Raw genomic sequence first — 16,867 nt, 5'->3', positions numbered from 1 at the left:
TGCAGCCGTGCTTTCCGACCGTTTTGCGGTTATCGGTTGTTTTTCGCGCCGACAAAATGATCTATCGTCACCGCGATAATGATCAGCATACCCATGACGATTTTTTGATAGCTGCTCGGAATCGTCAGCGCTGTCATTCCGTAATTGATCACGCCGATGATCAAACCGCCGATCACGACGCCGAGCACTTTTCCCTTGCCGCCGAAAAAACTCGTTCCGCCGATAATCGCAGCGGCGATCGCGTAGGTTTCGTATCCCGTTCCGGCCGTCGGAGCTGCAGCGCCGAGCCTTCCGAGCAGTACGATACCCGCGATGCCGGAGCAGGTGCCGGAAATCATAAACACGATGAGACGGTGCAGATCGACGTTGACGCCTGAAAACCATGCGCTCTGTATGTCGCCGCCGAGCGCGTAAATATTTCTGCCGGCTTTCGTCTTTGTCGTAAAAAACCAGCAAAAAAGCGCGACGACGAGTGCAATGACGACCGGCACCGGTACGAAGAGGAGGCTCGCATTCATCAGCGTGCTGAAAGAAGCCGGAAAGCCGAACACGTTTCTCGAATTCGATACGACGAGCATGATGCCGAAAAAGATCGATTGCGTGCCGAGCGTGATGATAAACGGATGCAGCCCCGTTTTATTGACGAGCGTACCGTTGATCCATCCGATTGCAGTCCCTGCAAGGATGCACACGAAGATCGCCGCTCCTACGGGGATCCCTGCGACCATGAGCTTCGCCGCGATCATGCCTGTCAATCCCGCAACCGCGCCGACCGACAGATCGATGCCCGCAATCAAAATCGCAAAAAATTCTCCGAGACTTAATAATATGTTTACCGCGCTTTGCCGCAAAATCTGTACGATACTCGACGGAGTAAATACTGCGCTCGGTTTTATAATCGTCAGGATTATAATCAAAAGCAAAAATATTCCGATCGTGCCGTACCGCTGCCACAGCATTTTAAAATGCTGCAAAGACTTTTCGTTTTTCGTATTGTCTTTCATATTGTATGCTCCCTTATGCACCTTGTATTATTCGCCCGTCGCGACCTTCATGATATTTTCCTGCGTCGCATCTTTGTTTGTAAACTCTTTTCGTATTTTCCCGCCGCGGAACACGCAGATCCGGTCGCACACGGAAAGCAGCTCCGTCAAATCCGAAGAAACCATGATGACGCCTTTGCCTTCTTCGGCAAGTCGGCGCATGAGGATATAGATTTCGCTTTTACTCCCGACGTCGATACCCTTTGTCGGCTCGTCGAATATGAGCGCTTTCGAATCGGCGGCCATCCATTTTCCCAAAATAACTTTTTGCTGATTGCCGCCTGAAAGCTCGGTGATGTTTTCGTGTATGCTGCTGCATTTTATCGAAAGCTTTTCTTTTTGCACGGCCGCATCGTCGAGTTCGAGTTTCAAATCGATTAAGCCCCAGAGCCCGCGCAGTTCCGACGTCTTTATAAACGGCACGATGGAAATATTTTGTTTTATGTCGAAGTTGTGCATAAAACCCGTTTCCCGTCTGTTTTCCGTAACCATTGCAAGCCCGTTTTTTATCGAGTCGTAAGGAGTTCGGATCGAAACCTCTTTTCCGTTGATAAAAATTTCCCCCGATTCGCGCTTATCCGCTCCGAAAATCGCATTCATCAATTCGCTTCTGCCCGAACCGATGAGACCGAAAAAACCGAGTATTTCTTTTTTGTGAACTTGAAACGACACATCGTCCGCTTTTTTGTCTTTCCGCGAAATGTGACGCGCTTCAAAGACTACCGGCTCTTTCGATAAATCCGCACCGCTTTTATCCAAGTATGTGCCGTATATTTCCCTACCGACCATCATTTTAATAAGATCGTCGACGGTAACGTCTTCGACGCTGCGCGTACCGACCGATTTTCCGTCTTTTAAAACCGTAACACGGTCGCCGATCCGTTTGATTTCTTCCATCTTGTGAGATATGTAGACGATACCTTTACCTTGTTTTTTCAAATTGCGGACGATGTCGAAAAGTTTTGCCGTTTCGGATAATGTCAGCGATGTCGTCGGCTCGTCCATGATGATGACGCGGGAATCGGCGACGATCGCTTTTGCGATTTCGCACTGCTGTTTTTCCGAAATGCTTAAATTTTCAACATATTCTTTCGGGCTTCGGTTTAACCCGACCGTCGCAAGCGCTTCGGAAGCTTTTTTGAGTATGAGTTCGTAATCGACGACCGGTACGCCGAATTTTTTTATCGTAGGAAGCTTTCCGACGAACATATTTTCCATAATGGAAAGCTCGCCTATAAGACTCAGTTCCTGATAGATGATGCTGATTCCCAAATCCTGCGATTCTTTCGGCGTCAGCTTTTCATAGGATTTTCCGTCGATATCGATTTTGCCGCTCGTCGGCTGAAATACGCCGCTCAATATTTTCATGAGCGTCGATTTACCCGCGCCGTTTTCTCCGAGCAGAACGTGTACTTCACCGGCACGGATGTCAAAAGTTATATCGCTCAGCGCTTTGACACCCGGAAAAATTTTTGTAACGTGCTCGATTTGAACTAGCGTTTCCATGTTATCCGTCCTGTATAATTTCTCATACGTCCTCCTAGTGTGCGGCGGCAAAATGCGCTATGTCGTCTTCCGTCTTTCCAGCGTGACGGGAATCAATATATGCGTATTTTTAATAAATTTACGGTGCAGCTTATCTATGATAAGCGCGCCTGCCGTGTATGCGATCGCGTGCGAATCCTGCGTTATCGTCGTTATCGGCGGGTTGCAGAATTTGCTGAGGGAAACGTTGTCGAAGCCGACGATCTTTACGTCGTCGGGAACACGATAGCCGGTTTCCTGCAATGCGTTGACGCAGCCGAGTGCTATCATATCGGTTGAGCAAAAGATGCCGTCGAAGTCGAGTGCTTTTGCCGTAAGCCGCTTTTTCAGCGACCTGTGTGCCGCCTCGTATTCGGGAGATGTATACAGTTCCATCGTTGGTACATACGGAACGCCGTATTCTCCGAGCGCTTTTAAATAGCCCTCCCTCCGTTCGACGACGATCGAAACGTCCCTCCTGTCGCGTGCAAAAAGAATTTTTTTGCAGCCTTTATCCAAAAGCTCTTTCGTCGCAAGGTAGCCGCCGCTTACGTTATCCGATTGCACTAAGACGGACGCATTTTTCGGACAGCGGTCTATGTATACGATGAACGGACACGAAGATGCATTTATTTTCGGAATACGGTCTTGCCCCGAAATATAGATGATCGCATCGACGTTCCTCGAAATCAAATTTCGCAATTGCGTTTGTTCTTTTTTTTCGTCTTCGTTCGTATCGCAGATAAGCAGCGTATATTTTTGCGTAACGAAAAAATCATCCAATTCGCGGATGAGCCGCGCAAAATATTCGTTCGTTATGTCCGGCACGATGACGCCGATGCACATACTTTTGTGCGTGCGAAGCGAAACGGCGTTGAGGTTAGGGGAATAACCGGATTCCCGTATGGCTTTTAAAACTTTTTGTTTTGTCTTTTCGCTGTATCCTTCGGCGCGATTGATGACGCGGGAAACGGTAGCGATCGAAACATTTGTCCGTTTCGCTATTTCAACGATGGAGTTTTTCTTTTCAGCCATTTATTATCCCGCTCGAAATGCCGCCGTATCGTTTTTCCCGGATGTACGCAAGAGAAAATCCATCGTTCAAAGCATTCGGGTGATATGCCTACGTAAACGTTTACGTAAGTGCTACAATCCAAAACTTTATTTATACATTTTACTATATATGTAAGTATACAACATTTTGAGCATCTGTCAACAAATTTTTTTTGATGATTTTTCGGCAAGCAAAAATACGAAACGATTTAAAACAGCAAGGCGAATCAACATGAGGTTGTCGAAAAAACGAATTTTAACAATTTATTAGATAAAGCGCAGTGTCAGCTTCAGCCACGTCGTCACCGCGATATCCGCTTTGTGTCTGTCGTTTTGCGCGATATGACCGAGTATCGAAATGCCGCTGTTTACCGTCGAATGCTTAAACATACGGCGGAATACGCGGGCGGTTCCTGCCATGCCGCTCCCTTCATGCGTACAAAACGGAATGATCATCTTGCCGTCCATATCGTGCTCTTCGATAAACGTATACACGACCGGCGGCAAATCGCCCCACCAAATCGGATAGCCGATAAAGATCGTATCGTACGGAGAGATGTCGATGCCACCCTTATACGCCGGACGTACGTTTTTCCGTTGCTCTTCTTTCACGTAGGCGATGCAGCTTGCATAATCGGCGGGATACGGTTTTTCCGGTACGATTTCGAATATGTCGGCATGCATTTTTTGTGCGATGAGCTTTGCGATGATCGCGGTATTGCCTTCGGCGACGTAGCCGACTTTGGAATTTTCATCCGCGCGGGAAAAATAGACGACGAGCGATTTGCGTTCTTTCGGCTGCGCCTGTAGTATGCCTGCCGCCGCAAAGACGAGCACAAAAGCGGCGATGATTTTTATTTTATTCATACCGTACTCCCGAATGCGATGCGCGTGCATCGATTCTGTTCACATATCCCGCTTCAGTAGGGAAAACGACGTATACAAGGATACCGACTATCGGGACATTACACAAGCGATGAACTTGAAACAAAACGGGAATACGACGGATATTTTTGCAGCATAAAAGGCGCGGTTATCATCGTGATTTATCGAAGCTGCCTTTGAACGGTATTATATTCCGCGCTCTTATGAGTCCTCATGAGTTATTACCGCTTTTAAGTAAAACTTGATTTCCGTGTATACGGTATACTTTCCATTGTCACGCTTCCGTTTTTGCGTTACAGTAGCGTGCAAGCGGGGTGTTCATGGTTGAGCTGATTACGGGGCCGATGTTTTCGGGAAAGTCGACGCTATTGTTTCAAAAGATGGAGCGTTACGTATACGCGCATAAAAAAATCATCCTCGTCCGTCCCGACCGCGATACGCGGAGTTTTTTTTCGCATTCGCCGCTCGAAAACGGCTTGCGCCGGCTCGCAGAATCGAAAAAGATCGACACGGTTTCGCTTTCCTCGTTTGACGGCGGCACGCGTTTCGATGAATACGACGCCGTGTTCGTCGACGAATATTTTATGATAAAAAACTGCGCCGCGCTTGCGATCGAGTGCCGAAAAGATCAAGACATTTATTTCGCCGGCTTGCTCGCGACATCGGAATGTACGCTTTTTACCGAAGCGGCGCAGCTCTTGCCGTATTGCGATTCGATCATCAAATTGAACGGCGTGTGCACGCAGTGCGCGAGCCAAGTCGGCAACTATTCGTATTATATGCAGGGCGCAAAGACAAGCGATATCGTCGTCGGCGACAGCGAATACACGTGCCTTTGCCGCGACTGCTATTTGAAAAATCAAAAAGAAAAAGAAACGCAGCTCACGCTCGAATAAAGCGTCTTGGTTCGAGCACATCGCATTCTCAAAGTTACCTCTGAAAATTGCAGCTTTTAAAGGTAAGCTATTGAATGCTTTGTATGCTTTCCCACGTGCCCTTGCCCCATTTCGCTTCGAACATAGGTGGCAGCGTTTTCAGCGTTGCCACCCGAAAGCTTTCGACATCGGGCGTGATAATCGTAATGCCCTGCAATTTCAGCGTCGCGATCAATTCGTTTTCCTGTTTGATGATTTCGTCGTTTTGCCATTCGATGTTTTTTGCGAGCGACGCTTGGACGATTTCCCTGTCGGCCGGATCGAGCTTTTGCCACGTGTTTTCGTTGATAACGATGAGCAGCGGCGTCATAACGTGCCCGGTGAGGATGACGTATTTTTGCACTTCTTGAAATTTTGCGGATGCAAACGTCGGCAGCGGGTTTTCCTGTGCATCGACGATATTGTACTGCAGCGCGATGTAGAGTTCGCTGAACGTAATCGGCCGTGAATTCGAGCCCCATGAGTGCGCCATCGCGACGAAGATATCGTTTTCCGGGACACGGATTTTCATGCCCGCGCAGTCGGCGACCGAATGCACCGCTTTCGTAGACGTCGACAGATGGCGCGTTCCGTAATACATTGCACCGAGCAATCGCATACCGCTGCCCGCGAGTTCTTCGCTTATTTTTTGTCCGAACGGGCCGTTGAGCGCTTTTTCGAAATGGTCGATATTACGCCAAATATACGGCGCTTCGGCGATCGTCACCGACGGCGCATAGAGCCCGAAGTTTGCGGCTCCTTCGCTGACCATGTCGATGCTGCCAGCCTGCGTACCGCGAATCAAATCCATACTCGCACCGAGCTGAGCGGCGGGAAATCCTTTGATTTCTACGCGACCGTTTGTCTGCTCCGATACTTCTTCTGCGATCCGCGCCATCATTTGCGATGCGGGATGAGCGGTCGGGTGAACCGACGCCCACCGTATCGTTACGGTTTTACCGTTTGCAAGTTTTTTGGAACCGTTTTTGTTTATTTTTGCCGCTGCGAGTGTACAAAGCAACAAAACCGATACTACCGTAGAGACTACTTTTTTCATGTCGTTTCCCCAATTTGAAATATTGTTTTGTATATAATTTTTATCAGTATAGTAGCACGAGTTTTTAGAGCTGTCAAATTTTTTTTGATGATTTTTTTCGATAATTTTTTACTTAAGAACGACATACCCCGATGTTTTGCATCGGGGTATGTCGATTCCGCTGCGGTTATCCGACCGCTTGCACCTGACCTTATTTATACATCGGGCCGTACGCTTTGCACGCGCGGTAATCCTGTCCTTCTTTGTCCATGCCGTACGCATTCCAGCACGCCGGACGGAAGATTTTGCTTTCGTCGACGTTGTGCATGCACACGGGGATGCGCAGTATGGAGCAGAGCGTGATTATATCCGCACCGATGTGTCCGTACGAAATCGCACCGTGATTTGCGCCCCAGTTGTTCATAACGTCGTACGCGTTTGTAAACGGAGCTCTGCCCGTCGGACGCGGAGCGAACCACGTGCACGGCCACGTGTAGTCGGTGCGTTTCCAAATCGCATCGGCGACGTCGTCCGGCAGTTTTATCGACCAGCCTTCGACGAGCTGCAGCACGGGACCGATTCCTTTGACGATATTGATTCGGGCCATCGTCATAGGCATTTCGGCTTTTGTGATAAAGCGGGAGGAAAATCCGCCGCCGCGGAAATACCCCTGATCCGACGTACACCATTCGGTCGCTTTGAGACACGCGTCGATGTCCGCTTCGGTCATCTCCCAAAACGGCTTCATAACCGCGTTTCCGTTTTTATCTTTGACTTCGCCGCACGCATCGATCGTACACGCGCCGCTGTTTATCAAGTGGATAAAACCGCCGGCATCTTTTGCCTTTCCTTCGAGCGCATAGCCCGTTTCGTTTTTGACGCTTTCGGTTGTCCAGCACGTGCGCACGTCCGCAAACATTTGAGAGCGGTTCGTGAGCAGTTTTAAAAGCAGCATCGTCGCTCCGTTCAACGTATCGTTTTCCGTTGCGAAGACGTAGGGTTCGCGCGCGCCGTTCCAATCGAAGGGCGTGTTCAAAATCGCTTCGGGGAAATCGGTGTCGGGGAATATATCCGTCCACTGGCGCTGTCCTTGAAAGCCCGCCGCGATCGCGTTGTGTCCGAGCGCTTCTTCGCCCCAGCCGATTTCTCTGAGTTTCGGATTGCCGTTCATCAAATCTTTAATGATAAGCGCGCACTTGACGGTAAACTCCCAATCCGCGTCGATCTGCGCGGGAGTTTTTTGCGCTTCTTTAGGATTTTTATCGAATCCCGTCGGACAATTTTTGCGCGTCCATTCGAGCGCACGCTTGTATTCGTCTTTGTCGTAGATCTCTTTTTCGATGCGGCGATACACTTCGACTTCATCGACGGACTCGACTCTCATACCGAGATATTCTTCAAAAAAGTCGGGATCGATTTGCGAACCGGATATCCCCATGCACGTCGCTCCGATCTGCAGATAGGATTTGCCGCGCATCGTGGCTGCGGCTACGGATGCTTTTCCGAAACGTATCAATTTTTCTTTTACGTCGTCGGGGATCGTTTTGTCGTCGAATTTCTGTACGGTGCTGCCGTAGATGCCGAACGCGGGAAGGCCTTTGCGCGCGTAGCCGGCGAGCACGCTTGCAAGGTATACGGCACCCGGGCGTTCCGTCGCGTTTAAGCCCCACACGCCTTTTATCGTCATGGGATCGTTATCCATCGTTTCGGAACCGTAGCACCAGCACGGTGAAACCGACAGCGTGATATCGACACCGGCTTTTTTGAATTTTTCCGCACATGCGGCCGATTCGGCAACGCGCCCGATCGTGCTGTCCGCGATGAGCACTTTTACCGGCTCTCCGTTTGTGTAGAACACGTTTTGTTCGAGCAGCTCTTTTGCCTGATGCGCCATGCGCATCGTCAGTTCTTCCAGCGAAGCGCGGACGTTGAGCATGCCTTCTCTCGCGTCGATGATGGGGCGGATACCGATGATCGGATACTCGCCGATTAACCTTGATTTTGCCATTGCATAATCCTCCTGATCGATACGATCATATATTAATTGTAACCTCTGTTTTGTTCGCCGCAAATATTTCCACGTTGCGTTTCGATGCGGCGATGTGTTCGTTCATCGCGACGACGGCGTCGGTCGTATTGTGCGCTTCGAGAGCGTGCAATATTTTTTTGTGCCGTGTAATCGCATCGTCTATGCCGCCTGCGACGAGGACGCCTTTTCCCATGTAATCGGTAAGCAGCGAAATCAGCACGTCGTTGAATATTTCAAGCAAGGCGTTGCCGGACGCTTTCGCTATGAGATTGTGAAAGCTGCAGTCCAATGTGACACGCTCTTTCGGCGAAAGCGTTTTGTCCGAAAACTCTTCGATGTTGCTCCGCAGCGCTTCCAGTATGTCGTCGGTGATATTCGCGGCTGCAAGGCGCGCGGCGTTTACTTCGAGCATGGCGCGCATCTGCGTCAGATCGTCGTCGGAGATATTGTTCATCTGCATGATTCTGCTTACCGCGGAAAACACCGTTGAATTTTTCGGCTTTGTGACAAAAGCGCCGAGTCCGTTTTTCAATGCGACGAGCCCGCGTTCCTGCAAAACTTTCAGCGCTTCACGGACTACGGGACGGGACACGCGATACTGCTCGGCGAGCTGCTGTTCCGACGGAAGTTTTTCGTTTACGGGAAACGCATCCGAATTAACAATAGTGTCTTCCAAGCGATCGGCAATCTGTACGCTTAAGTTGTCTCTTACCAAGGTGAAACTATTGTCAGTCATATTGCATTATCCTGCAAGACCGAGTTCCGCACGGATGTCTTTTTCCATGCGGATAAGGCTTTCGATTTCGTGCCGCGCATTTTCGTTCAATACGGAAACGTCTTTGCTCCTCGTCACAAGCGACATGGGAAGGCCGGTAAGACTGTAGTGGAACTTCGCGTTTACCGGATACGCGCGCGCTTCCGATACCGCCGCGACCGTTAAAAAGTCGCTGATTTTGCGCGCCTTTTCCGGCTCGGTTTTAAAGTGATCGTACATCCATTTGTAGATGTCGATGTGGAAATTCGCCATGACGCCGTTGTAGCCGTCGTAGCCCGCGATGAGTGAATCGAGCAGCGTCGACGTATTTGCGTTGAACAGCGAAAGCTTTGTGCCGGCGGTAAGTTTGACGCGGCGCGCTTCTATTTCGTTCGAACAACTTACGTCTTTTAAAAAGACGAGTTTGCCCGTGCGCGCGCAGTCGGCGAGGAAGTCGTCGGTAAGCAGGCGCAAGTACGGATACGGACACTCGTAGAGACCGAGCGTAACGCCCGAAAGCTGGCGGAAAATATCTTCGGCATTTTTGTTGAAGACGGCTTCTTCTTCGTTTTGTTTTGCCATGCGGTTTGCGACGAGAACGACCGCATCGACGCCCGTCTTCGCCATGGCACCGAGTTCGTCGATTTGTTCCGCATGGTCGTCAGACGTGTGTCCCGACGCGATCACTTTGATCCTGCCGGCGTTGGCGTCGACGACGGCTTTCGCTATGTCGAGTTTTTCCTGCTTTGAGAGAAAAAACATTTCGCTCGATTGGCAGACGGCAAAAATTCCGTCGGCGCCGTGAGCGATATACCATTCGACGAGTTTTTTAATCGCGTCGAAATCGACCGTATTGTTTTCCATAAACGGCGTGATCATCGTTGGCCAGCAGCCGTGATATTCTTTCATATAATTCCTCTTTATTAATTAATAATCGGATTACACATATGCCGCTTGTAATAAACAAGAGCATACCGAAAGGCGGTGTGGAAAGTCCGATCATCATGTTGAACGTTACGACCTCATAGCGTTATATGCGCCGGCAGCATACGCACCGGTTTGTTTCCACAGTTTACAATTCCGGCCCGAACAGCAGGTTCGGAATCCATGTCGTGATGCCCGGGATGAGCGTAATCAAAAGCAAAACCGCGATGAGCGGGATGAGAAACGGAATCGTCGCTTTTGTAACGCGTTCGAACGAAACTTTTGCGACATTTGAAACGACGTACAAAACGATTCCGACCGGCGGCGTCAATAATCCGATCATCAAATTCAAGATCATCATGATGCCGAACTGCGTCGGGCTGACGCCGAGCGCGTGCATGAGCGGAATAAAGATCGGCGTTAGGATCATGATGGCGGCATTCGCTTCCATGAACATGCCGACGAAAAGCAGGAACGCGTTGATGAGCAGCAAAATGACGACGGGATGATTCGAAACGGACATGATACCCGATGCGAGGATCTGCGGCACGTTTGCGACCGAAAGCGACCAGCCGAACATAACCGCCGTCATGACGAGTGCGAGGACGACACCGTTCGTTTCCACCGTCGCAAGGATGATGCGCGGTAAATCTTTAATGCTGAATTCTTTGTAGACAAAGAGACCGAGGATGAGCGAATAGAACGCCGCAAATACGGCCGCTTCAGTCGGCGTAAATACTCCCGACACGATGCCGCCGAACAGCAGCACCGGAGCCATGAGCGCCCAAAATGCGTCTTTAAACGCCTGCCACAAAACTTTTTTTGTCGGGCGCGGAGAACGCGGATAGTCTCTGCGCTTTGCGTACCAAAAGACCATAATCATGAGCGTTCCCGCCATTATGACGCCCGGCAAAAGCCCGCCCATAAAGAGCCGCCCGACGGACGCTTCGGCGAGAACCGCGTACAGTACCATCGGCAAGCTCGGCGGAATGATAGGCCCTATCGTCGAAGAAGCACCGGTAACTGCGCACGAAAAGTCATCGTCAAATCCGGCGTCGCGCATCGCTTTGATTTCGATTGTACCCAAGCCCGCCGCGTCCGCAACCGCAGTGCCGCTCATGCCTGCAAACAAAACCGATGCGACGATGTTCGCGTGACCGAGACCGCCTGGCATGTGTCCGACGAGCACGTTTGCGAAGTTGAACATGCGTTTCGTCACGCCCGACGTATTCATGATATTGCCCATGATGATAAAAAACGGCGCGGCCAGCAGCGGAAACGAATTCGCAGCCATCGTTATGCGCTGCACGACGGTAAGCGGTGTAAATCCGTTTGTCAGGCAGTAGAGCAGGGAGCAGATTCCGAGATTGACATAGATATTCGTTCCGACGATGAGCAGGACGATAAACAGAATGAAGATAATGCCCATGTTCATACGGCAGCCCCTTTGTCCGCATCACGTTTCCATACGCTGTTTTTGAGATGCAGCAGCTCGTATATGATGACGAGCGTATTGGTAAACGGCACGACCGCGTACACAAAGCTTATCGTAATCGGAATGGTGATCGCCGGAAGCATCGTGCTCGCTTTCGTCATCTGAACGCCGTATACGATCATGTATGCCGAAAACACGATGAGGATAAGGCTGTTGAGCGTATCGATCATCTTGTGCAGTATTTTCGGAAGCAGGTTGACGATAATCGTAATCTGTATGTGGCTTCTGTTTCTTGTGCCGAGAACCCAGCCGAGATAACAGATCCACACAAATGCGTATCGTATTAATTCTTCAGACCAGACAAGCGGCTTGTTCAAAACGTAGCGCATACATATTTGACACAGCGCTAAAATAAATATGATTAAAAAGAGAACGACGGAAAGCCAATCGACACATTTGTTGACGGCAGCCGTTACTTTTTTCTCTACGCGATTCATTTTTTCTCCCATGTTTTTGCAAACATCCGGCGAACATTGGGACTGTCGGTTTTTCGGACAGCCCCGATAGTTCGGTCAATCGGCGATCCCTCGTTATTTAATGTTTTGGATGCTGTCCCACATACCCTTACCCCATTTCGCTTCGAACATCGGCGGTACGACTTTCAGCGTTGCCTGCCGGAAGCTTTCGACATCGGGCGTGATGACCGTGACGCCCTGCGATTGGAGTTTTGCGATCAAATCTTTTTCCTGCTTGATGATTTCGTCGTTTTGCCATTTGATGTTTTTTGCGATCGACGCTTTGACGATTTCCTGATCGGCCGGAGCGATTTTCTGCCATACCTTTTCGTTGATGACGATGAGCATCGGTGTCATAATGTGTCCGGTGAGGATGATATATTTTTGCACTTCCTGGAATTTTGCGGATGAAAAAGTCGGCAGCGGGTTTTCCTGACCGTCGACGATATTTTGCTGAAGCGCGAGATACAGTTCGTTGAACGTGATAGGCGTAGGATTCGATCCCCACGAGCGCGCCATTGCGACGAAAACGTCGTTTTCCGGAACGCGGATTTTCATGCCCGCGCAGTCCGAAACTTTGCGCACTTCTTTTTTCGACGTCGAAAGGTGGCGCGTTCCGTAGTACATCGCGCCGAGCAAACGCATGCCGCTGCCCTTGATCAGCTCTTCGTTGATCTTTTGCCCGAATGCACCGTCGATCGCTTTTTCAAGATGTTCGACGTTACGCCAAATATACGGGGCTTCGGCGATCGTCACCGACGGCACATACTGTCCGAAGTTCGCCGCTCCTTCGCTGACCATATCGACGATGCCGGTTTGCGTACCTTGAATCAAATCCATGCTGCCGCCGAGCTGTCCGCCGGGGAAACCTTTGATTTCCACGCGGCCGTTCGTCTGCTTCGATACTTCTTCCGCGACGCGCATCATCGTTTGAGATGCCGGATGTGCCGGCGGATGAACCGATGCCCATTTTATCGTTACTTTTTGACCGCCCGCGGTATTGCCCCCTTCACTGCTTCCCGCCGCCGTCGCAAGTCCGCAGAGCAGCAAAACCGCCGTTAACGTGCAAATCAGTTTTTTCATAAAAACACCTCGTTTAAGATATTACCTGTCAAACAGGTTGATAGGTAATATGGTAGCACGAGTTTTTAGCGCTGTCAAATTTTTTTTGCAAAAAACCGAACCGATTTTTTCAATTATTTGCGCATCTATTACATGGCTGCATGGCGAACCTTGCTCATAAATAACAGTATGCGGTGACGAAGTGCCGGCTGTATGTTTACATTGCGAGCTTAAACACGATTTTTCGCACGGTTTCCGGATTTTTAGCCGAAATGCAGGGTTCGTGGCCTTCTCCGGGAAACAAAACGATGAATTTTCCGGGTTTGGCGATATAAGTTGTTGCCAATTCGCCGTCAAAAAATTGAATATCGCTTTCGACATCGTATTCGCTCCGCGCTTTCATGCCGGCACTTTCGCATACATCGATGATCTCTTCGCCCGACACGATGCACTGCACGTCAGCCGCGTGCCGGTGCGTTTCGTAGCCTTTCGTGCCTTTTGTCCGCGTTTGATATTCGCTTACGGAATAGCGCACCGATGCGTCGTCCGTCGTATACGAACCTGTCATTGCCGTTTCCGCTTTTCCCGAACGGAGCACTGCGGCCACCGTTTTGAGCTGCGGAAAGGCGGCTGCATACTTTTCGATGTTTTCAATCGTATCGATAATCATAATTAATTCCTTGCTATTCTATTAGGTGCAATTTTATTTAATGCTTTCCGAACTCGGTATTCGACCTATTACCGTACGATGCCTTTACGCAGGATGATGTTTGCGTACAGCGCTTTTTCGCCCGTCGCGATGATCGCATAACACGATTCGGTGCGCTTGTAAAATTCGTTCCGCTCGATAAGCGAGTACCGCGTATATGCGGCGTCACCCGCGCGGCATATCGCGTCGAATTCCTGCCAAATAGGCGTTTCGACGGGGTCATTTTTTGCCACTTCCATGAGCAGCGCGTTTTCCTGCATACGGTCGAGCGGAAAAAGCGAAAGGACGGCTTTCAGCACTTCGCATACGCCGTGCCCGTCCATGCGGATAAGCCTGCGCGCACGCGCCGCCGCGGGGTAGTTTCCGTCGACGATCGCGATTTCATCGCCGTGCCCCATTTCCATCAACGTTTTCAACAGATCCGGTCCGATAATCGAAGGGATATTTTTTAACATACGCGTTTTTATAAAAAACGACGGCGACAGTTCTATCGCAGACGGCGCTTTTTATCGTACCTCCTTTTGTAAAATTTTTCATCCGTTTCAAGCTATTTATAATAGAATGTCGGGTATGGCTTGTCAAATAAAATCGCTGAAAAAAGCCATAAAATTTTTCATTTTCCCTGTAGCAAATCTTTTGAAAATTTGTTATATTTTTGCGATTATTGATATGAAATGCACGTGCATCAAACGATGTACGTGATGACGCGAAACTTTTTCGGAAACCAGGAGTTTACTTTGAAAATGCGTTGCACATTCCTACAAAAGTTTTATATGAATTTTACACAAGGAACGGAAGCATCGTATGACACCGATGATTAATAACATTCTCACCTATATCGTGGTGGATGTCCTCTGTATTGCATTTTCAGTGTTTATCATTAGAAAGTTAACGACGGATATAGGCAGCGAACTCGAAATACACCTTTTAAAAAAGATGTTGTGTATTTTCCTTACATATTCGTTCGTCGATGTTGTATGGATATTGGGTGAATACGACTATATGCCGTACTATAAACGCATCGTAAACGGCATCGTTTGTTTTTTGTCAATTTTTTTAATATCCGTGCTTGCCTTTATGACCTTTATCTATACGGAAATCAGATTAAAAACGGCGTTTACGAAAAAACGCGAACTATGGATTGTCTCTGCGATACCGTTGGCATTTTCGCTGTTTATGTGCATCGCATCGTATTATACGGGATGGATTTATTACATAACTCCTGACAATAAATACGAGCGCGGATCGTATTATTGTTGGCAGCTGGCAATCGTGTTTTTTTATTTTGCCGTCGCCGCATTTCGTGCGCTGTACTGCGGTTCGAAAGAACGCTTGCCGATGCGCCGGCACGCTACATTCAGCCTTGCGTTTTCCATTGTTATTGCGGTTCTTATCGGTTCGCTTCAGATTTTTATACGGGGAACGCCGCTTATCGGAATTGCAATTTTTTCGGCATTTTTTATTACCTTTATCAATTTTCAGCAGGCGCAAATTTTCAGCGATGCCCTTACCGATTTAAATAACCGACGACGTGCGAATCAATACCTCGAAACGAAATTCAACAGTCCGCTGACCGAGTGGCCGTTGTACCTGTTTATGTTCGATATCGATGCATTTAAAGAGATAAACGATACGTACGGCCATATCGAAGGGGACAAAGTGTTGCGTACCGTTGCACAGGCGCTGAGGATGACGAGCCAAAAATACAGCGCTTTTGTCGCGAGGTTCGGCGGCGATGAATTTTTGCTGGTCGGAGAATCCTTGTACGTGTCGAATCCCGACGAGTTGATAAATCATTTTAATAAAGCGCTTGAAACGGAAGTCACGGCGCGAAGGCTTCCGTATAACATTACGCTGAGTATCGGCTATGCAAAAACCGACGGCGAAGAAATCGATGCGATTGAACTTATTAAAAATGCCGATAATATGCTCTATAAAAACAAGCGCCGTTCGCAGTCCGTCCGTTACCCCCCCCCCCCCCCGAAAACCGGAGTATAGTCCCGAGCAGAAACGGGAAAATGCCGCTGCCGCTTTTTTAAAAGCATAAAGGCAGTCCAAGGGGCCGAAGCTTTGAAAATCCTCTGCGGGATGTATCAAGGTTTCGTGTTATGGCAGTTGTAATTTTGTTAATTAATAAACATATTGAATTGTTGCCGGCCTTTAAAAAAGCAAACCGCAAAACATCGTAATTTAAATCTAAGGAAAGCTTCGAAACACTGAAGTTTTTCTAAACTTCTATGCCGCCGAAAAAATCGCCGCAGAAATCGTTCTACACATACAGCAAAAAGATTGCCGGTATTTTATTAATTTCGGGAAGCGGCGACTTTTTCCATTCGGAAACGGGCTTCGTGTGGATGTATTCTTCTCTGCAAGTAATGCCCGCCGCTATGCACAGTTTCGTTTCGCCTTTAAGCGATGAGAGGAGCGATGAAAGAAGCTGCATATTGCGGTACGGCGCTTCGATAAAAAGCTGCGTCTGCTTTTCTTTGTAAACGCGGCTTTCAAGCTGCTTGATCCTCTGTGCACGCGCATCGGGTTTTGCCGGAAGATAGCCGTTGAATGCGAAGTTCTGTCCGTTAAAACCGCTTGCCATAAGTGCCATGATGATCGAAGAAGGGCCTGTAAGCGGCGTGACGCGGAAGCCTTTTTTGTGTGCGAGCGCGACGATTGCGGCGCCCGGATCGGCAACTGCGGGGCAGCCCGCTTCCGAAATGACGCCGGTTGCAAAGCCCGCTTTAAGCGGCGCGAGGAACGGCTCGATTTTCGTCACATCGGTGTGTTCGTCGAGCACAAAAAACGTGAGTTCGTCTATGTCGATCGAAGCGTCGATTTTTTTGAGAAAGCGCCGTGCGCTCCGTACGTTTTCCACGATAAAATATTTTATCGCCGAGATAATGCTCCGGTTGTATTCCGGTATAACGCGTTCGGTGTCGGTGTCACCCAGTGTCGTCGGAATAAGATATAACGCCGTTTCCATAATCGTA

General features: G+C 49.1%; 16 protein-coding genes. 2 read left to right on the top strand and 14 right to left on the bottom strand.

Annotated features, from left to right (window positions below; all coding sequences use genetic code 11):
• Positions 1-29 precede the first annotated feature (29 nt).
• The 4 genes from alsC to IZU26_RS09665 form a co-directional block, all read right to left on the bottom strand.
• Positions 30-1,004: a D-allose ABC transporter permease gene (alsC, locus tag IZU26_RS09680; protein WP_021331582.1), complete on the bottom strand. Its 975-nt coding sequence runs from the start codon at positions 1,002-1,004 to the stop codon at positions 30-32.
• Between the two features lie 27 nt (positions 1,005-1,031).
• Positions 1,032-2,549, bottom strand: coding sequence for a sugar ABC transporter ATP-binding protein (locus IZU26_RS09675; protein WP_433278647.1), 1,518 nt, complete (start codon positions 2,547-2,549; stop codon positions 1,032-1,034).
• 57 nt (positions 2,550-2,606) lie between these two features.
• Positions 2,607-3,602 (bottom strand): LacI family DNA-binding transcriptional regulator, encoded by a 996-nt coding sequence (locus tag IZU26_RS09670; protein WP_433278645.1) that lies wholly within the window; start codon positions 3,600-3,602, stop codon positions 2,607-2,609.
• A gap of 285 nt (positions 3,603-3,887) precedes the next feature.
• Positions 3,888-4,487: a flavodoxin gene (locus IZU26_RS09665; protein ID WP_433278643.1), complete on the bottom strand. Its 600-nt coding sequence runs from the start codon at positions 4,485-4,487 to the stop codon at positions 3,888-3,890.
• A gap of 338 nt (positions 4,488-4,825) precedes the next feature.
• Here IZU26_RS09665 and IZU26_RS09660 point away from each other — a divergent pair, with 338 nt between their 5' ends.
• The gene (locus IZU26_RS09660; protein ID WP_310823513.1) at positions 4,826-5,401 is read left to right on the top strand and encodes a hypothetical protein; all 576 of its coding nucleotides are present in this window, start codon (positions 4,826-4,828) and stop codon (positions 5,399-5,401) included.
• A gap of 67 nt (positions 5,402-5,468) precedes the next feature.
• On the opposite strand, the gene IZU26_RS09655 is transcribed toward IZU26_RS09660, so the two are convergent.
• The 9 genes from IZU26_RS09655 to IZU26_RS09615 all read right to left on the bottom strand — a co-directional run bounded on the left by IZU26_RS09655 (position 5,469) and on the right by IZU26_RS09615 (position 14,338).
• Positions 5,469-6,476, bottom strand: coding sequence for a sialic acid TRAP transporter substrate-binding protein SiaP (locus IZU26_RS09655; RefSeq protein ID WP_433278640.1), 1,008 nt, complete (start codon positions 6,474-6,476; stop codon positions 5,469-5,471).
• A 190-nt stretch (positions 6,477-6,666) separates the two neighbouring features.
• A complete protein-coding gene (locus tag IZU26_RS09650) occupies positions 6,667-8,463 on the bottom strand; it encodes an L-fucose isomerase (RefSeq protein WP_433278638.1) in 1,797 nt (598 codons plus the stop codon).
• Positions 8,464-8,488: 25 nt separating this feature from the next.
• Positions 8,489-9,220 carry a FadR/GntR family transcriptional regulator gene (locus IZU26_RS09645; RefSeq protein ID WP_021331528.1) on the bottom strand — a complete coding sequence of 244 codons (732 nt, stop codon included), beginning with the start codon at positions 9,218-9,220 and terminating at the stop codon, positions 8,489-8,491.
• A gap of 6 nt (positions 9,221-9,226) precedes the next feature.
• Positions 9,227-10,147 (bottom strand): dihydrodipicolinate synthase family protein, encoded by a 921-nt coding sequence (locus IZU26_RS09640; protein ID WP_433278636.1) that lies wholly within the window; start codon positions 10,145-10,147, stop codon positions 9,227-9,229.
• Between the two features lie 163 nt (positions 10,148-10,310).
• Positions 10,311-11,597 carry a TRAP transporter large permease gene (locus tag IZU26_RS09635; RefSeq protein WP_021331576.1) on the bottom strand — a complete coding sequence of 429 codons (1,287 nt, stop codon included), beginning with the start codon at positions 11,595-11,597 and terminating at the stop codon, positions 10,311-10,313.
• Entirely contained in the window at positions 11,594-12,094 is a 501-nt protein-coding gene (locus tag IZU26_RS09630; protein ID WP_162146983.1) for a TRAP transporter small permease, read from the bottom strand. Before IZU26_RS09630 ends, IZU26_RS09635 begins: the two co-directional genes overlap by 4 nt.
• 93 nt (positions 12,095-12,187) lie before the next feature.
• Complete coding sequence (locus IZU26_RS09625) at positions 12,188-13,195, bottom strand: sialic acid TRAP transporter substrate-binding protein SiaP (RefSeq protein WP_310823507.1); 1,008 nt, start codon at positions 13,193-13,195, stop codon at positions 12,188-12,190.
• Positions 13,196-13,391: 196 nt separating this feature from the next.
• On the bottom strand, positions 13,392-13,844 hold the full coding sequence (locus IZU26_RS09620; protein WP_433278633.1) for a YhcH/YjgK/YiaL family protein: 453 nt from the start codon (positions 13,842-13,844) through the stop codon (positions 13,392-13,394).
• Positions 13,845-13,912: 68 nt separating this feature from the next.
• Positions 13,913-14,338, bottom strand: coding sequence for an RbsD/FucU family protein (locus IZU26_RS09615; protein WP_038081919.1), 426 nt, complete (start codon positions 14,336-14,338; stop codon positions 13,913-13,915).
• 349 nt (positions 14,339-14,687) lie between these two features.
• On the opposite strand from IZU26_RS09615, the gene IZU26_RS09610 reads away from it, so the two are divergent.
• The gene (locus IZU26_RS09610; RefSeq protein ID WP_310823505.1) at positions 14,688-15,881 is read left to right on the top strand and encodes a GGDEF domain-containing protein; all 1,194 of its coding nucleotides are present in this window, start codon (positions 14,688-14,690) and stop codon (positions 15,879-15,881) included.
• 271 nt (positions 15,882-16,152) lie between these two features.
• On the opposite strand, the gene IZU26_RS09605 is transcribed toward IZU26_RS09610, so the two are convergent.
• A complete protein-coding gene (locus IZU26_RS09605; RefSeq protein ID WP_433278630.1) occupies positions 16,153-16,860 on the bottom strand; it encodes an SAM-dependent methyltransferase in 708 nt (235 codons plus the stop codon).
• Between the last annotated feature and the right edge of the window lie 7 nt (positions 16,861-16,867).

This window comes from Treponema sp. SP13, assembly GCF_050938355.1.
Taxonomy (GTDB): Bacteria; Spirochaetota; Spirochaetia; order Treponematales; family Treponemataceae; genus Treponema_D; species Treponema_D socranskii.
The sequence above is the reverse complement of the archived record's forward strand: the minus strand, read 5'-3'. Positions and strand labels throughout refer to the sequence as shown.